At 58.7% G+C, this 17,028-nt stretch carries 17 protein-coding genes; 10 read left to right on the top strand and 7 right to left on the bottom strand.

Going from position 1 to position 17,028, the window contains the following annotated elements; translation table 11 throughout:
* From ACOERD_RS02085 to ACOERD_RS02065, 5 genes are all read left to right on the top strand, one after another.
* Window positions 1-277 (top strand): hypothetical protein (locus ACOERD_RS02085; RefSeq protein WP_419737892.1); only part of this gene is annotated, 277 nt, incomplete at its 5' end.
* A 445-nt stretch (window positions 278-722) separates the two neighbouring features.
* Entirely contained in the window at window positions 723-1,592 is an 870-nt protein-coding gene (locus ACOERD_RS02080) for a M48 family metallopeptidase (protein WP_419737891.1), read from the top strand.
* A gap of 134 nt (window positions 1,593-1,726) precedes the next feature.
* Window positions 1,727-1,984: a hypothetical protein gene (locus tag ACOERD_RS02075; RefSeq protein WP_419737890.1), complete on the top strand. Its 258-nt coding sequence runs from the start codon at window positions 1,727-1,729 to the stop codon at window positions 1,982-1,984.
* 532 nt (window positions 1,985-2,516) lie between these two features.
* The gene (locus ACOERD_RS02070) at window positions 2,517-5,423 is read left to right on the top strand and encodes a Tn3 family transposase (RefSeq protein WP_419737828.1); all 2,907 of its coding nucleotides are present in this window, start codon (window positions 2,517-2,519) and stop codon (window positions 5,421-5,423) included.
* A gap of 119 nt (window positions 5,424-5,542) precedes the next feature.
* Entirely contained in the window at window positions 5,543-6,148 is a 606-nt protein-coding gene (locus tag ACOERD_RS02065) for a recombinase family protein (protein WP_419737827.1), read from the top strand.
* A 69-nt stretch (window positions 6,149-6,217) separates the two neighbouring features.
* On the opposite strand, the gene ACOERD_RS02060 is transcribed toward ACOERD_RS02065, so the two are convergent.
* Window positions 6,218-6,487: a hypothetical protein gene (locus tag ACOERD_RS02060; RefSeq protein WP_419737889.1), complete on the bottom strand. Its 270-nt coding sequence runs from the start codon at window positions 6,485-6,487 to the stop codon at window positions 6,218-6,220.
* A 474-nt stretch (window positions 6,488-6,961) separates the two neighbouring features.
* Here ACOERD_RS02060 and ACOERD_RS02055 point away from each other — a divergent pair, with 474 nt between their 5' ends.
* Both ACOERD_RS02055 and ACOERD_RS02050 read left to right on the top strand, forming a co-directional pair.
* Window positions 6,962-7,981, top strand: coding sequence for an Rpn family recombination-promoting nuclease/putative transposase (locus ACOERD_RS02055; protein ID WP_419737888.1), 1,020 nt, complete (start codon window positions 6,962-6,964; stop codon window positions 7,979-7,981).
* Between the two features lie 267 nt (window positions 7,982-8,248).
* A complete protein-coding gene (locus tag ACOERD_RS02050; RefSeq protein ID WP_419737887.1) occupies window positions 8,249-9,247 on the top strand; it encodes a porin in 999 nt (332 codons plus the stop codon).
* On the opposite strand, the gene ACOERD_RS02045 is transcribed toward ACOERD_RS02050, so the two are convergent.
* Entirely contained in the window at window positions 9,237-9,620 is a 384-nt protein-coding gene (locus ACOERD_RS02045; RefSeq protein WP_419737886.1) for a hypothetical protein, read from the bottom strand. The genes ACOERD_RS02050 and ACOERD_RS02045 overlap by 11 nt on opposite strands.
* A 670-nt stretch (window positions 9,621-10,290) precedes the next feature.
* Here ACOERD_RS02045 and ACOERD_RS02040 point away from each other — a divergent pair.
* Window positions 10,291-11,652: an ISNCY family transposase gene (locus ACOERD_RS02040; RefSeq protein WP_419737885.1), complete on the top strand. Its 1,362-nt coding sequence runs from the start codon at window positions 10,291-10,293 to the stop codon at window positions 11,650-11,652.
* 657 nt (window positions 11,653-12,309) lie between these two features.
* Here the strand turns inward: ACOERD_RS02040 and ACOERD_RS02035 are convergent.
* The 3 genes from ACOERD_RS02035 to ACOERD_RS02025 form a co-directional block, all read right to left on the bottom strand.
* Window positions 12,310-12,786 carry a hypothetical protein gene (locus tag ACOERD_RS02035; protein WP_419737884.1) on the bottom strand — a complete coding sequence of 159 codons (477 nt, stop codon included), beginning with the start codon at window positions 12,784-12,786 and terminating at the stop codon, window positions 12,310-12,312.
* Between the two features lie 276 nt (window positions 12,787-13,062).
* A complete protein-coding gene (locus ACOERD_RS02030; protein WP_419737883.1) occupies window positions 13,063-13,374 on the bottom strand; it encodes a hypothetical protein in 312 nt (103 codons plus the stop codon).
* 598 nt (window positions 13,375-13,972) lie between these two features.
* The gene (locus tag ACOERD_RS02025; protein ID WP_419737882.1) at window positions 13,973-14,260 is read right to left on the bottom strand and encodes a hypothetical protein; all 288 of its coding nucleotides are present in this window, start codon (window positions 14,258-14,260) and stop codon (window positions 13,973-13,975) included.
* Between the two features lie 270 nt (window positions 14,261-14,530).
* On the opposite strand from ACOERD_RS02025, the gene ACOERD_RS02020 reads away from it, so the two are divergent.
* Together ACOERD_RS02020 and ACOERD_RS02015 are read left to right on the top strand one after the other, a co-directional pair.
* Window positions 14,531-14,881, top strand: coding sequence for a hypothetical protein (locus ACOERD_RS02020; protein ID WP_419737881.1), 351 nt, complete (start codon window positions 14,531-14,533; stop codon window positions 14,879-14,881).
* A 136-nt stretch (window positions 14,882-15,017) separates the two neighbouring features.
* Window positions 15,018-15,998 (top strand): Rpn family recombination-promoting nuclease/putative transposase, encoded by a 981-nt coding sequence (locus tag ACOERD_RS02015; RefSeq protein ID WP_419737880.1) that lies wholly within the window; start codon window positions 15,018-15,020, stop codon window positions 15,996-15,998.
* 257 nt (window positions 15,999-16,255) lie between these two features.
* On the opposite strand, the gene ACOERD_RS02010 is transcribed toward ACOERD_RS02015, so the two are convergent.
* A complete protein-coding gene (locus ACOERD_RS02010) occupies window positions 16,256-16,663 on the bottom strand; it encodes a DUF2442 domain-containing protein (protein WP_419737879.1) in 408 nt (135 codons plus the stop codon).
* Window positions 16,656-16,895 carry a DUF4160 domain-containing protein gene (locus ACOERD_RS02005; RefSeq protein ID WP_419737878.1) on the bottom strand — a complete coding sequence of 80 codons (240 nt, stop codon included), beginning with the start codon at window positions 16,893-16,895 and terminating at the stop codon, window positions 16,656-16,658. The genes ACOERD_RS02010 and ACOERD_RS02005 overlap by 8 nt, the downstream gene beginning before the upstream one ends.
* Window positions 16,896-17,028 lie beyond the last annotated feature (133 nt).

Genomic DNA, 17,028 nt, shown 5'->3' with positions numbered 1-17,028 from the left:
TCATTGGCAACCTGAATCGTCTTTTTCATGGGGAGAAAATATAAAGAGTGAAACTCCCTATTTCAACATCCTATATCGTCCCCATTTCTCCCTTTTGCGTCCCCATTTCTCCCTTTTGCGTCCCCATTTCTCCCTTTTGCGTCCCCATTTCTCCCTTTTGCGTCCCCATTTCTCCCTTTTAGCCGTGCAAGCAATTGGAATCATGCGCAAATTCGGCCCTAGAACTATAGAACTTATAGAACAAGAGAGTCGCGGGGCGACTTTTGCCTGTGGATAAGTCCCGAAAAAGGACCAGGCGGCGTGTTTTTGGCAATTGAGGGAAAATTTGCTGAGAAGAGGATCGAGGGTGGCGAAGGGGGTGCCAGGAAGTCCGATCTCTGCGCTTGGGGAGAGGGTGGAGATTTTTTGTCTCAAGGCGGTGGGTTTCAAGATCCCGGATCCGCATCAGGGCGGGCAATCACTGGACGTCTTCGGGTGGCGCTGCTATCGCGGAGGTCATGACTGACGAGATTGCCAGACCGGATGAGGCCAATTGCGGCTTGTATTCAAGCACAGTGGCACATAAGCTCCATTTCGATGGAACTGTAGCTCAAAGCTTGCGGAATCCGGGTATCAGGCGGGCAAAAATTATTGCGACTCGGCCATCATTGGAGTGAGGGCGTAGTCCGAAGGGAATTGGTGCCGGGTGTTGCACTTCAGACTGGAAGCGGGCCAGATAATCCATGCTAATATTTTGCAAAACCAGAATAATTGTCATCGTTGTCGGCCTAGCCGCGTTGTCAGCCTGCGGCACTACATACCAGGTCACAGAGCTTTCAGAAGCGTATCGGGCTGAAGCAAAGGCGATATTCGCTCAGGAACGTAACCCTCAAACTGCCACGACCGGCAAACGGTTGTCTCCAAAACAGGCTTTCCACCAATTCAACAGGGTGGTTCGCCGGGTAGAGCCCGTTGCGGAGAATTTCTGCCGCCAGAATTCTCAAGATCGCAAAGCGTTCGATTGTGATGTTTTGATCCGGGTCGACACAAAGGCAGAAGAACGCAATGCCTTCCAGACTTACAACAAAGAGGGTAAGCCGCTTATCGTGTTCACGCTACCAATGATAGCCGATGCCCGTAATGAAGATGAGCTGGCTTTTGTCATGGGGCACGAAGTTGGTCATCACCTTGCTCAGCATATTGAAAAGCAACAACAGCAAGCGTTTGCTGGCGCGCTTATACTTGGAGCCTTGGCTGCTGCCGAGTCGAGCCCTTATGTGGATTCGAGCATCAATCAGAGGAATATTGAAAACGCAGTCAATCTAGGCATGAAAGTCGGCAACAAGGCCTTCAGCCAGACCTATGAGCTCGAGTCCGATGTCATTGGAACGTATATCGCCAAAACCGCGGGTTATGATCCGGTGAAGGGTGCCAAGTATTTTGCACGCCCAGAGAGCCCGAAGACAGCAGATGGACAGCTGAGCTTTTGGGGTACGCATCCGCCAAACGAAAAGCGAATCGCTGTGGTTCTGGCCACTGTAGACAAGATGGAGAACTCCGGCTCAAAGACTCTTGATCGTGTCGAGCGCAAAAAGCCCACGTCACCAGATTAACTTCTTCTTTGTTTGCGCCATGATTTTTTTACTAATCGACCCCAGTGTCGGGCTTAAAAGCTAAAGGTTGGGAGGGTTTGAGATAAATATTGCCCGCACTGCCTTCAACCAGCACAAACAGGAGCCATCCCTAAATGCCTGAAAACGTCACTAACGAACTTCTGCTTGAGCATCTGAAATCTATTCAGGGCAAGCTGGCTGAACATGATCGCCGATTTGATCGCCTCGAGCACCGCTTGTCGGATGTGGAGGCCCACCTCTCGACGATGAAAGCAGATTTGGCTACCGTTGTCGGAAGCATTTCGCACGCTCAAGCTGATTTCGATGCCTTAGCCCGCCGCGTCGATCGCCTCGAGCGCCGCCTTGATCTGGCGGACACTCCCGCCGAATAGTGGGTTCTTCTGCATAAAGGAACGTGTCGTCCCACAGCGGATCGAATAACGGGTCCATCGGCATAAAGGTACGCCTGGTCCCACAGGATTTGAGACAGAAGTCGGACCCTTTCGCCCACAGAAATCTACAAAGTCGCTGAGCATTCTGGGTTAAAAATGGCCTTTGAGAGGCCATGAAGCCAGCGCGTCCACCAAAGGAACTTCTGACGGACAACCGGAGCCCTACCCGCCTGGGGATTATTCCTCGCTCTCCCCGAAGTGCAGCGAGCACTCCCGTTGGCCTTCGGGGCGGGCGATCCTGGCAGACCCCGCGATGTGAAGTAATCAACCCTATTTCTTGCCACCTTCGCCGCCACCTTCGCCGCCACTTCGATACTGGGGGCACACAGGGGGCGAAATCGACCCCGAAATTGGCCTAAACGGACCATAGCTGCATATATGGACATCTGAACGAACATATGGGGAACAAAAACGCCTTGACGCAGGAGTACAGCTGTTCTGAGATCAAGCATCTTTTCCGATGGGAGCGCGTATGTCTGATCGATCATTCCTGGAGTGCTGGAGTCTGAATTTCAACGACATGGAGTTCGTTGAGGCATTCAATTTAGCCAGCCGGTTCCGGGTTGCCTTCCAGCTGCGATTTTTCCAGACGCATGGGCGTTTCCCTTCGCGTGAGCAAGATCTCAGTTCCGAAGGACTGGAGTATTTGGCCCAGCAACTGGACGTGAAGGTTCCCGTTGATCAGGAGCCATTCGATTACCGCCACGTCAATGCCCGCCGCCACCGTGTTGCCATCCTGAAACATCTTGGGGTTCGGCGAGCCACAGATCGGGATCGCCTGGCTTTGCGCTCATGGATTTTTGAGGACTGCCGCAGGTCGTCGGCTCCGACTGTGGAAGACCAAGTTGCATCGGCATATGCGTGGTGCCTCAGCAATTCGATCTACATCTCATCTGACAAGATCATGGAGCGGTTGGTTCGTAGTGCCAGGCACGATTTTCTTAAGGATTTGTTGGCATCCACTGCCCGCATTCTTCCAGCCAACACGCGGGACCAACTGGAAAAAAGCCTTTCGGAACCAAGAGGCCCTGGTGGATTTCACCTTATGAAAAACGGGGTTGGCGCGGCCACTCTCGCCAACGTTCTTGGGGCATGTGATCGCCTGACTTTTCTTGCGGCCCTCAATTTGTCCTCTGAGCATTTGGCTGGCATTGACCCTGCCTGGATCTCCATGTTGTGTCGCCGGGTTGAACGGGAGAATGCCTCAGAAATGCGACGGCATAGCGATGACCGGCGGATCGGTCTCTACGCCCTGTATCTCATGGACCGTCAGAGAAAGCTGACGGATGATCTGGTTGATCTGTTTCTGGAAATTACGCATCGCCTTCAAACCCGCTCGCGACGAAGGGTAATTGCCAAGATAGCCAGCGACATCGAGCGGGTTTACGGCAAGGATCGACTGTTGTGTGCCATGGCAGAAGCGGCGATCGAGGAACCGGAGGGGCGGGTGATCGATGTGATCTATCCGGTCGCCAGTGTTGCAAAGTTGAAGGCAGTGATTGAAGAATATCGCGCCAGCGGCACACTGGACAAGCGCATCCAGACTGTCATGCGCGGCTCCTATGCCAATCATTACCGCAGGATGATGCCAGCACTCTTGTCCGTCCTGCACTTCCGGTCGAACAATGCTGTGTGGCGTCCAATACTTGATGCCCTTGAGCGGATCATTGAATGGCGGGAAGAAGGCCGCAGGACAGTGCCTGTCGGGGACGCACCTGCCGGCTCCATTCCTGCAGGCTGGAAGGAATTTGTCGTTGACGATACGGGTCGTTTGAACGTGATTTCCTATGAAATCTGTATACTTGGCCAACTTCGTTCCAGTATCCGCGCGCGTGAAATCTGGGTTGAAGGTGCCGATCGCTACCGGAATCCGGACCACGACTTGCCCGCAGATTTTGACGAGCGTCGCGCGTCTTACTACGCTGGTCTTGGCCTGCCTCAGGACGCTCAGGCCTTCGTGGCAAATATTCGCAGCGAACTTGAGGACGAGTTGCGGTTGTTGAACGAGACACTGCCGAAAAACGACAAAGTCCGATTACGGACAACAGGGGATAACCGCATCTGTATCACGCCTTTCGAGCGCCAACCGGAGCCAGCCGGTTTGATCAACTTGAAAAACGAGATCGGACGAACCTGGCCAATGACAAGCCTTCTCGATGTCCTAAAGGAAACCGCTTTGGATACCGGGTTTCTGGATTGTTTCGAGAGTTCGGCCAGTCGGGAGGTGTTGACGGAAGATGTCCGCAACCGGCGTCTGCTCCTTACGCTTTACGGGGTTGGCACAAATGCCGGTCTCAACCGGATTGCCACTGGAACCGAGGGTGTCAGCATTGATGAGCTCGCCCACGTTTACAGGCGCTATGTCAACGCCACCGCGTTGAGGGCGGCTTGCGCCAAGGTGGCCAATGCCACGCTGGCAATTCGCGATCCGGATATATGGGGTTCGGTTGGGACGGCCTGCGCGGCAGACTCCACAAAATTTGGGGCTTGGGACCGTAACCTCATGACGGAATGGCACGCCCGCTATGGCGGTCGGGGCGTCATGATTTACTGGCATGTCGAGCGTCGGGCGACCTGTATTTATTCGCAGTTGAAGCGATGTTCATCCTCTGAAGTGGCGGCTATGATCGAAGGAGTGCTGCGCCATTGTACGGACATGGAAATCCAGCGTCAGTATGTAGATTCTCATGGGCAGAGCGTCGTTGGCTTCGCTTTTGCGCATCTTTTCGACTTCGAACTGGCTCCCCGGCTCAAGGCGATTGCAAGTCAAAAATTGGTGCTGGCCTCTGCTGACCAGCGGGCCAGCCTAACAAACCTCACCCCTATTCTTGCGGGCGTCGTGGACTGGGGCGAGATTGCGCGTCAATACGACGAGATGGTCAAGTACGCTGCAGCGATGCAACATGGCACTGCCGATCCGGAGTCGATCTTGCGGCGCTTTTCCAAGGGCGATGTGATGCATCCTACCTACAAGGCGCTAGCGGAGCTCGGTCGAGCTGTGAAAACAATCTTCCTTTGCCGCTATCTCCGGCTTGAGAGCTATCGCCGCGAGATCAACGAAGGCCTGAACGTGGTCGAGAACTGGAACAGCGCAAACGGATTTGTGTTCTTCGGCAAGGGCGGCGAGATATCAACCAACCGGGTCAACGAGCAGGAGATCGCGGCGCTGTCGCTTCAACTCGTTCAGGCCTCGCTTGTCTACGTCAATACGCGCATGGTGCAGTCAATCCTGTCCGACCGGAGTTGGGCAGAACGGATGACGCCGGAAGACATGCGCGGGCTTTCACCGTTGTTCTACAAGTACGTCAATCCCTACGGTCACTTCGAGGTGGACTTGGAGCAGCGCATCGAATTCGATAGAAGTTTGCTGGCTGCATGAGTGTTATTATGGGTGTACCCTTAATGACACCTCTGATGAACACTTATCCGTCACGTTTTTTCGTTCATTTTGGGTGGTTTTCGATATAATGAACAAATCGCCTGGGGGGCATACCCAAAATGAACACTTCTACCGCCCGGATCGGGTATGCCAGAGTATCAACCGCTCATCAGAATATTGATGCTCAGATCGCCGCGCTGAGGGCGGCTGGATGCACCATGATCAGGACTGAAACCGGCAGCGGCTCAACCCTCGAAAGTCGGCCCGAGCTCGGTACCATCCTCACCTTCATCCACCCCAACGAGACATTGGTGGTCACACGCATTGACCGTCTGGCAAGATCACTCCGAGATCTGCAAATCATAGTCGAAAAGATCAAGGAAAAGGGCGCTCATCTGGTAGCCACAGAACAGCCCGTCGACACTTCAAGCGCTACTGGAAAGGCATTTTTTGACATGCTGGGTGTCTTCGCCGAATTCGAAACAAATCTCCGCCAGGAACGCCAGGCTGAAGGAATTGCCGCCGCAAAGCTCCGTGGCATCTACAAAGGGCGGTCTCCAAAAATTGACACGCAGGAGATCCAGAGCCGCCTTTCCAACGGCCAGTCTCCGACAAAAATTGCCCGAGAAATGGGAGTATCGCGCGGGACCGTGTACAAGGTGAAAAGTGGAAAGGCCGAGCATGAGGGAAACGGCGAAAACCGACCAGAAACTGAGAATGATTAGGCCACTCTAAGTGTTCACTAAGCCCGCCGTTTGTTCCCCATCCGTTCGTTCAGATGTCCATATATGCAGCTATGGTCCGTTTAGGCCAAAGAGCGCGCGCAGCGTGGCGCGGGAATGGTTGCGCATCCCCGCGACGCTCTTGATGTCGGCCAGGCGCAGCTCGTGGCGCACATCATCGGCCATTCGCCCCCCGGCGGTGCCGATCAGCAGATGCATCAGCTTGAGGGCCTCGGCACTGGGCGGATTTTCGACATAGACCCCCCGCGCAACCTCGGCGGGCAGGATCGACTTGGTGCGGTCATAGGCGCGGTCCGATGCAACCTGAATCGTCTTTTTCATGTGACAAATAGTGATGACTTTTTATCACTTTTAAAAGCGTAAAATCGTCCCCATATGTCACCGTATCGTCCCCATATGTCACCGTATCGTCCCCATATGTCACCGTATCGTCCCCATATGTCACCGATAGCGCTGTAACATATTGATATTAAAGGCGGATTTTCGCCTGAACTTATAGAACTTATAGAACAAGAGAGTCGCGGGGCGACTTTTGCCTGTGGATAAGTCCCGAAAAAGGACCAGGCGGCGTGTTTTTGGCGAACGGGGGAAAATTTGCTGAGAAGAGGATCGGGGGTGGCGAAGGGGGTGCCTGGAAGTCCGATCTCTGCGCTTGGGGAGAGGGTAGAGATTTTTTGTCTCAAGGCGACGGGTTTCAAGATCCCGGATCCGGGGGGAGTCAGATCCGCAGCGGGTTGAGAGTTCAGGGCGGGCAATCACTGGACGTCTTCGGGTGGCGCTGCTATCGCGGGGGTCATGACTGACGAGATTGCCAGACCGGATGAGGCCGCGCCTGCGTTCACCACCGCGCGGAGCCAGGAGGCGCAGCGCCCGCATGACGCGCTGTTCCGGGCGGTGTTCTCCGATTCGGTCCAGGCACGGGCGCTCTTGCGGGACCATCTGCCCAATGCGGTTGCGGGGCTGCTGGCCGACACGCCGCCCAGGATCGTCGAGGGCAGCTTCATCGATGAGGCGTTGCGCCAGAGCCAGGCCGATCTGTTGCTGGAGGTTGATCTGGCCGGGGGCGGGACCGCCTTCGCCTACGTGCTGGTGGAGCACAAGAGCTATCCCGATGCCGAGGTGGTGTTGCAGGTGCTGGGCTACATGGTGCGCATCTGGCGGGACTATGTGCGCAAGGGCGAAGGCCGGGACGGCCGCGCCGCGCGGGCCAGGGGCCTGCCGCCGATCATTCCGCTTCTGGGCTATTCCGGCGCTGCGCCCTGGACGGGTCCGACCGATCTGGCGGATATGCTCGCCACAGACACGCCGGAGTTGGTCTTCCTGCGGGGTCCGGGCCTGATCCTGCGGCAGTGGGCGCAGATGGAGCCGGAGGAGCTGTCCGGCGATCCGGTGTCGCAAGCGGGGCTGATCGCGCTCACCGGGCGGGGGCCGGCCCATCTGGACGCGCTCGAGGCGGCGCTGCTGGACAATCCGGCTTTGCAGGAGCGGTTTGCGGTGTATATTCGGCAGACAGCCAGGGGCGCGGCGCTTGAGGAACTGGAGCAAAAGCTCGACGCCGCCCGCACCGGACAGACGGAGGGTATCTTGGGACGGATCATCGAAGAACTCAGAGCCGAAGGCGAGGCAAGAGGGCGGGCTGAAGGCGAGGCATTTGGCCGGAAGCGCGACCTGATCCGTCTGCTTGAGCGTCGGTTTGGGTCGCTGCCCGCTGCGGATCGGGCGCGGATCGAAGGGGCCGATATGGACCAGCTCGATGCGTGGATCGACCGGGTGCTGGATGCCCCCGGTTTGGCGGCCCTGTTCGGGGATGGGTGAGCAAAACAACGGACCGACCGATCAAACCCGGTTCGACAGGGCGCCGCCCCAAGCCCCGAACCGAGGGGATCGGATGCCTGAGGCGGCAGGGTATCGTGCTGAGGGACACCCAGCATTTTTCTAGGTTCGGATGTGCGCAAATGCAACGCAATTGCGGCGATCGTCGCCAAAATTAAACGAAAGTCTTGTCTGATTGCCCGAAACGCGGAAAAGAGTACACAGAGCCGTGATATGCGGCTCTGTGTCGAAACAAGCTGGGGGGAACCCATGAAAAAAATTCTTTTTGCTGCAACCGCCTTCATCGCCATTGCCGGGATGGCAGCGGCAGAGGTGGACGTCACCATCAAGGGCTACGGGCGCTTTGGTGTCGGATACCACGAAGATCGCGCTACTAACGTCGATGGTGCTGCTCCGGATGTTTCGGACACCATTTTGGTCTCGCGTTTCCGCTTGAACATTGATGGTATTACCGAGACTGACAGCGGGGTCAAATTTGAGGCTCGTGTCCGTTTGCAGGCCGACGGAGATAATAAGACCGGAGAGGCCAAAAAAGCGGGCTTCAACGGTGCCCGCTTTTCAGTAAGTTACGGCGGCTTTCGTACGGACGTAGGCAATGTCGGGGATGCATTCACCAACCTTGCAAACTTTTACGGCACCGAGCCTGGCCTTGAAAACTTTGCCGCCCAATATTCAGGCGTTGACTACGGGGTTCAGCACTATTCTTCGGGTGGCGCAGGGTCGAACGCCTTGTATTTTAGCTATGGTGTTGGCGGGTTCTCATTTGCCGGTGCTTACGATCAGCAATCTTTTGATGCCGACAAACCTAATGAAAGCACCCCCGGCGACAGCTGGAGCTTCAATGTGGCCTATAAATTCAACAACATCACTCTGGCGGTTGCTCATGGGCAGACCGACAAGAGTATCGGTGACGATGACAATCTGACCGTTCTGACGCTGGGTGGTGAATGGGACGGTTTCTCCGGAAGCCTGTTTGTTGCAGAAGATGATGTGAACACTGCATCCGGTAAAGCAGGTGGCAATGGCACCGCATACGGCGTGTCAGGCGCGTTCGAGGTCGGAACGGCAACGAGCCTGAAATTTGCCTATGGAGACGGTTCGGCGCAGGCTGATGCGCGCCACTTAGGCGTCGGGTTTGTCCATGACCTTGGCGGCGGCGCATCACTGCGAGGTGGTGTTGGTCAAATCAAGGCAGGTGACGCAGACAGCATCATAAAATCCGACTTTGGTGTGCAGTTTAACTTCTGATTTGATTTTGAAGAAAAGATTTTGGGCAGGCCGCGAGGCCTGCCCTTTTTTGTGACAATCCGGAACTCTCCGTGAAAAATGCCCAGCGGCGACGGGATGGTGGGTTTTCCGGCGATTGCGCCCTTTCGCTGTCGCTCAATGCCTCAAACACCGGCCTGCGGATGCAAGCCGGCACCGCTTGCGAAGCCATCCCAACAGCTGAACTGGAAAGCCCCTCGAAGCGCCATTGAGCATCAAAGCAATTTTGATGCGGAAACATGCTTGAGCCGATTTCTGAAAAATCGACTTGCAGATCGGGCCCCGCCGGGGCGGCACCTACGGGATTTCCCGTAGCCGGATCGAGCCGGGGCAAACGTTCAGTTGCGATCTGCAAGGGCGGGGAAGGCTCTCAGGCGCTCACAGGGCCGCTCAGGGACTGGACGCGCCCGCCAGGATCGGGCAGGATCGGGCAGGATCGGGCAGGATCGGGCAGGATCGGGCAGGATCGGGCAGGATCGGGCAGGATTTTCACGGGCAGGCTGGTCTCGTCTGAAGGCAGATTCTGACCAGCTGGTAAAACCCCGCTTCCAGTCAATTCCCGAATTGATTTTTATTCCAGGCTTCGAAGAGAGCGCCTGAGCGGCCCTGTGAGAGCCAAAAACACCCCAACCCTACCCTGACCTTATTTTTTTACGAACCGGCGCTCTAAACCCCCTCTCAGGCGCTCTACGGGTCATCTGCGGGGGTAGAGCGAGGTGCGGAATGGGGTCGATTACGGGACAGTGATAAATCGTACGCTAAGCGCTCTGGTCTCTCTGCAATGTGCGATAAGCGAAGGCCTGGACACGCCCGAACACCTGCTCAGGCACATATCGCCCTTGGGATGGGAGCACATTCTGCTCATAGGTCAGTACATCTGGCGAGAAATGAGGCACAAAATCGCTTAGCGTACGATTTATCACTGTCCCGTAATCGACCCCAGTGTAGCCGCAAAGGTAAAATGTCACCCATGAGCAAAACAGAAATGTCACTCTCTTCAAAAAATAGCTTGAGGATGAGCGGATATGGGATGGGTGATGATGAGCGAGCGCGAGTTGAACCGGATCGAAGTGTTGTCGCAGGTCGAAGATGGCCGATTGAGTGTGTCGGCGGCGGCACATCTTCTGGATCTGACAAGACGACAGGTTTTCCGATTGCTGCGCCGGTTTCGAGAAGGTGGGCCATCCGGCCTCCGGCACCGATCGCGCGGCAAAACCGCGAACAATCGCATTCACGATGCCAAACGGACTTATGGTCTTGATCTGATCCGCGAGAATTATGCGGATTTTGGCCCGACGCTGGCAGCGGAAGCTTTGGCGGAGCGGCATGAGTTCAAAGTTTCGCGCGAAACGGTTCGCAGTTGGATGATCGAGGACGGTCTCTGGCTGTCGCGCCAGCAGCGGAAGACGTTTCATCAGCCCAGATTGCGTCGGGAGTGTCTGGGCGAGCTGGTCCAGATCGACGGGTCCGATCACCAGTGGTTCGAGGATCGGGGACCGCGCTGCACTCTCCTGGTTTTCATTGATGATGCGACGAGCACTCTGATGCATCTGCGGTTTGTCGAATCTGAAAGTACGTTCAGCTATTTCGAAGCGCTGGAGGGGTGTTTGGCGGAGCACGGTCGTCCTGTGGCTTTCTATTCGGACAAGCATTCGGTTTTCAGGGTGCCGAACCAGGCCGCAAAGTCCGGTCACGGCACGACCCAGTTTGGCCGGGCCTTGAACGAGTTGAACATCGAGATCCTCTGCGCGAACAGTTCTCAGGCCAAGGGTCGTGTCGAGCGCGCAAACCGGACGCTTCAGGACCGTCTGGTCAAGGAACTTCGGCTGGCTGACATATCGGATATCGAGGCCGCGAATGCTTTTCTTCCGGGGTTCATGGGGCGCTACAACGTAAAGTTCGCCAAGGTGCCACGCCGATCTGACAACCTGCACCGGGCGCTGAATGTCGAGCCGGATCGGCTGCGGGAAATCCTGTGCAAGCGAGATGAACGCTACGTTGATCGCCAACTGGTGCTGCGCTATGACCGCAAGCGCATCATTCTTGAGGAGAACGAGGTTACGCGCGGACTGGTTGGCAAATATGTCGATAGCTACGAGTTCGCAGACGGTCGGTTGGAGTTCCGATGGAAGGGTCTTCTGCTCCCTTACTCTGCCTTCGACAAGGACCAGCGCGTGACACATGCCGCCATCACCGAGAACAAGCGCCTGAGTACGGTTCTGGAATTCGTGAAGGAAGAACAGGAGAAAGCGGCTCCCAAACCGCGGCGGGCGGGAAAGCAGAGAACACGCTACCAGCCAACAGGCCGCAGAAACGATGGTTGGAATTCCAAGCTGGCAAAGCGTGCCAAGGCACGCAGTGCAGCCAGCCAGGGCTGCGATATCTGAGGTCTCAGCCCTGGCTGGCTGCACTTTTGCCCCAACACAGGTGACATTTCTGCTTTGCAAAACCAGTGACATTTCTACTTGGTTGCAACATTCCAGCAAAACCACCGTCAGGCCCATTACGGCATCTTTCTCTGATGAACGCGGGGGAAGCCCGGTCAAGCACGCCGAAGGCGCGCGCTTGCGCGCAAGTCCCGCGCAGCGGGGCGCAGGGCTTGACCGGGCTGGGGGCGGCAGCCCCCCTGACAGGGCCTTCAATAGTCTCGATCCTTCGATCAGAGCCAAACTGACAGCCACAAGCGCCGCCGCCCGGGACCGGGTCAACCGCCCTATGCGGTTGAGGGTTCACCCCGCCCGCGCCGGCGCGGGATCTTGCGTCAAGGGGCAGGCGGCTTGCGCCGTTGACAGCAGGCTGTCAACCCCTGTGACGGACCCGCCCCGGCGCGGGCGCGCCTCACCCTGCGCGGGGCCCACTGTCGCGGACCCCGCACCCGGTCCCGAACGGCGGCGCGGCACCCTCGCGCGCTTGTGCGCGACATCGAGCCGGGCGGCGGTGGCGGGGCGCGGCACAGCCGCAGTCCCGGCAGCGCTGCCCGTCCTTTGGCGGCGTCCCGGGCAGGGTGTCCCCCTGCCCGCTGTCTTGCGCGGGTATCCTGTGCCTCAGTTGCATCCGGTATAGGCCAGGATCGGCGGCGCGTCGGTGATGACCTCCACAGCGTCCCGGTCCAGCCTGCCAAAGGCCAGAAACAGGGCGACATCTTCGCGTGTTTCAAACCGACCGAGCGGGTCGTCACTGTCGCGCAAGTAAACTGTATAGGTTGCGGGATAAACGGCATGACCGCTGCGCTTTGCATCATAATGGCGCTTGTTCTCGCGGCAGGGCGCGCAGGTCGCAAACCCGGGCGCCGAGGGCCTGCCACAATCCACGCACAGGCCCTGCGCCTTGCGGGTTTTCTTTCTGGCCCGCTCTCTCGCGCGCGCCCTGGCGTTGCAAGAGGCGCATTCGCGGCGGTTGGGGTCGGGCGGGGTTTTCCCGCATTTGGCGCAGAGACCGGCGGCCACGCGGCCCCAGTAGCGCTTTTTCACCTTCTCGCGCCATTTCTTGTGGTAGCCGGGGCGGGCCTTTCTTTTGTCCACGCAAGCTTGACACTCAACGCGACCCGCGCGCGGCGCTCGCCTGCCGCAATTGGTGCACAGGCCTTGCGCCTTGCGCGCGGCGTGTTTTTCGGCGGCCGTCCTGCGCGCGGTGTTGAGGCAAACAGAACAGGTTTTGCGACCGGGCGCGGGGTGCTGCCTGTTGCAAGAGGCGCAGAGCGCGGGCGCTGTCAATTCGGGGGGTGTCGTCATTGGGTGAACCTTTCGGGGGCGGGGTGGAAAGAGAACCCCGGCGGCCTGACCCGCCGGGCGGGCGGGTCAGGCCTTGCGGGCCGCGGCAAAGAACAGGCCCGAGGCGATAGAACCCCAAAGCTGGCAGCCGCTCTTGCTGTCGGCGCGGGCGGTGCAGATGATGATTTCATTGCGCGCAGGGCGCAGTTTGTGAATGGCGGCGCGGGTGAGGGTCTCGCGCTTTTTCTGCCCTGCCTCAACGGGGCGAATCTCTCCGGTCTTGCTCATGGATCGGAAGCGCTCCACGACATAGCGGGTGTCAGCTTCAAGGCCGGAGCCGAACAGATGCGTCAGAAACGTGCCCGAAGGCTTGTTGCGGATAATGGGTGCTGTGGGCATAGGTCTTTTCCTCCTGTCCTCTGCCACACGTCCCGACGGTGGGACGCGTGGGGACATGGCGGCAGGCGGGACGGCGGTGGCCCCACGCGGCGCGTGACAAAAATCCAAAAGAAACCCCCAAAAGACCGGATGTGACCAGGGGTGCCACAGCGATCGAGGCGGGCCCGTATTGACCAGGAACGGCACCACCGCGCGGCGCGCGCGCGCAAGCGGGGCGGGTGCGCAGAATGAGAGCGCCGCGCCCCGCGCGGCTCCGTTTCAGTTGAACGCCTGATCAGGACGGATACCCGGAACCCGGCGCAGCATCTGGCACAAAGCGCCCGCAACAAGCCCCGGTCCCGCGCCGCTGCACCAGCGGCGGCGCGGTAAACAGACCGGGTCAATCTCTATACCGGAGCATGGTGTGTGTGTGTGTCAGGTGCTGCGCCGGGTGCTGCGCCAATCTCTGAGCCTCATCGGGACCAGAGCACGGGCCCCGATCCTGTCCTCGGGCTCGGAACAGGCCCGACAGGGGCACACATGAGGGGCACACTGAGGGACACATATGGCGGGGGTCGTGATCTTCGTTCACACACGCGCCATACGCGCCATATCTGGCTCATCTCACAAGGGTTGTCCTGCGCACCCGCGCCGCGCCGCATTGCGAGCAGCGCAGCAGCGCGAGCGCCTCCCGCACCCGGGTCCTCGAGCCGTGGCGATCCGCGAGATCGGCCACCGATACCTTGCCTTCATGGCCGCAGGCGCAGGTGACGGTCAGCCACGACAGCCCCAGCGTTTCCAGGCGGCGACCCCCAATATCAAGCGCCAGGGCCCCGGATCCGGTCTTCACAGCCGGAAGCGGGGCCGTCTCGCGCGGCTTTGAACGTCGGAACGGTGCCATGCTCAACCCCCGGATCACACACACCCTGCATGATGGCCCCGCAACCGGGCAAGCGCAACAGGATCGATGCAGGCGGGTGCGCCCGGACCCGGTCTCCGCCGGCGCGCCATGCGGCACAAAGGCCAAATGTGGCACTTCCCCTTCCCCGGAGCAGAGTGTAGCATTCCCGCCCATGGCAGATACCGGGAACAACAGGACAGGCCAGGCAATCTTCAAGCCGATCTCCAACCGGAGCGCCATCCCCGGCACGGGGCCGGACGGTATGGGAGCGGACCGGTGAAGGCCAGCAAACCGCGCCGGCACGCCCGCCGCAGGGCAAAGCCGGGACCAGGCCCCAAACCGGCAGGGCAGCATCAATCGCCCGATATCGCAGCCTGTGCCGCGCGCCTGGGGCTTGCAGCCGTGCGCCTGGAGCCTGATGGTTGGTTTGTACTGGCCCGTGTCACGGGCGCGCAGGGCGCGGCCTATGCCTGGAGACCGGCCAGCCCTCCTGAGATGCAGCTGTTCGAAGCCGGGGCCGGGGCGCGCCTCGTGGCCGGACACTGGAGCCTGCGACAGCGCGGCCCGGGCAAGACACCAGACCCGCCTTCAGGACCAGGCGGCCCGGGATCACGCAGCGCCGGCTGAGGGATGCAGGGCTGAGGGCGCAGCCCGCAAAATCCGGGCGCATCCGTACAAAGCATCTCCGGGCCTCTCTGTGCCATCTTGCGGCGGCGCGTCAGGTGCAGTAGCAGCAGCGAACGCACGACTGTCCGGAGGCCCGATGCCCGATCTGAACACCCCCCATGACGCCTTGTTCCGGGCCGCCTTCGAAGACCCGCACCTGGCCGCGGCGTTCTTCCGGGAACACCTGCCCAACCGGATCGCCGCGCATCTCGGCGAGATCACACCGGAACGGATCGACGGCAGTTTCATCGACGAGGCCCTGGCCGGAAGCCAGAGCGATGCCCTGTTCAGGGTGCGCACAAGGACCGGCGATCCCGCCTACCTGTTCCTGCTCGAACATAAAAGCACTCCGGACCCCGGCCTGCCGCTGCAACTGGCCTCCTACATGGTGCGCATCTGGAAGCGGCACGCAAAAGAGCACGGACCCGCCGCCCTGCCCCCGATCATCCCGATGGTGCTCTATACCGGCCAGAGACGCTGGACAGTGCCGGACGGGCTCGCCCCGATGATCGCGGGCGATGCGGCCCTTTCCTTTCTGCCCGGCGCATCTTATATTCTGCGCAACATCGGCGAGATCCCAGGCGACGCGCTGGCGCGGGACGCGGCCCTAAAAGCAGTGCTGCTCACCCTCAAGCGCGAGGCGATGCAAAACCTTGCAGAGGTGCTGGAAAGCCTGCCGGACGAGTTGCGGCGACAGGTGCTGCACTACATCATGCGCGTCTATGACGATGTGGAACTGGACGGAATACGGGCGGCGCTGCGGCGCGGCAAGGCGGCGGAACTGGAGGCTTACGTGGGAACCATTGCAGAGACATTGATCGCCGAAGGCAAGGCCCGCGGCCTGGCCGAAGGACTGGCCGCCGGCGAGGCAAAAGGCTTGGCCGAAGGCGAGGCAAAAGGCCAGGCCACGGGCAAAGCCAAAGCGCTGACGCGGCTTCTGACGCGCCGCTTCGGGGTGTTGGAGGAGGCGACGCGTGCGCGGATTGCGGCGGGCTCTGTGGCCGATCTCGATCTGTGGACCGACCGCCTGCTGGAGGCGCCGACGCTGGAGGCGGTGTTTGCGCCCCGCGAACACTGAAGCCGCACCCCCTGAAACCACGCGCGCCCCCGCATCGCAAGGCCTCCCTGCGGTGCCTGTTATCGGGGCCGCGCCGGATCCGGGTCATCCCCCTTTGTTTTCGGGGCCCTTTGTTTTCTGGGGTTTTCTGTTTGGGATGCGCAAAAAGGGGGGATTGTGGCTGTTACCGGCAGGTCTGTCACAGGGCTTGCTTTACCTTTGATAAGTATCGCTTATCAAAGGTGATAAGTTTGCCCGAAAATCGGCAAAAAATTTGCTCAGACAGCTGACCGCTTGCTTGGTCGCCCTCCTTTGCGGCCATTCTGGCGAGATGCGGCTGCCTTCTTTGGTGATCTGGTTTGTCCCGCAATCCGTGCCAGATAGGCTTTTGTCCCAAACAGACCTGCAAGTAGTCCAGGCACCGAAAAATCCACATCCAGAGCCTCCCAATGCAAGCCATATCCTTTACCAACAAGTTCAACCTCGGCTAATTCCGTATGCGTGGCTGAACCCAGCCCTTGCACTATGCGCGGTGGGAAGGCAAATATGCAGTCATTGGACAACTCGACAATAATATGTCCAGCCTTCCGATCATAACGCACTGAGGTGGCACGAGACTCGGACTGTTTTTTTACGCGCCCATGTTCAAGAGCCGCATTAATTTCAACATCAGTCAAGTCACCCATGAATCTCTCTCCATTTTGCGAGAAACTGTTGCTGCCGAACCTGAACCTCGCGCATAGCCCGGCGTAAATCATTCGCTTTCATATCGTCGGCCCACACAAGTTCAGGGAACCCGTCTGACCCCATCAGATTTATCTTTGCATGCCCGGCACCAAACACATGCACATGAGCCGGCTCGTGATCATCTGTGAAAATTATGATGCGCAAACCATGCGCACGGTGGATTGTAACCATAACGAAAGCTAACCTATCAGGATGGGTTTTTCAAGTTCACCAAAAGCAGGTCAAAATAACTCACCTTCAATGTAGATACCATTCACCAGCGATAGCGCTTAACATGGCGAAGGGTTCCCGTAATCTCCAAAGT

Source organism: Ruegeria sp., assembly GCF_965199275.1.
Lineage (GTDB): Bacteria > Pseudomonadota > Alphaproteobacteria > Rhodobacterales > Rhodobacteraceae > Ruegeria.
The sequence above is the reverse complement of the archived record's forward strand: the minus strand, read 5'-3'. Positions and strand labels throughout refer to the sequence as shown.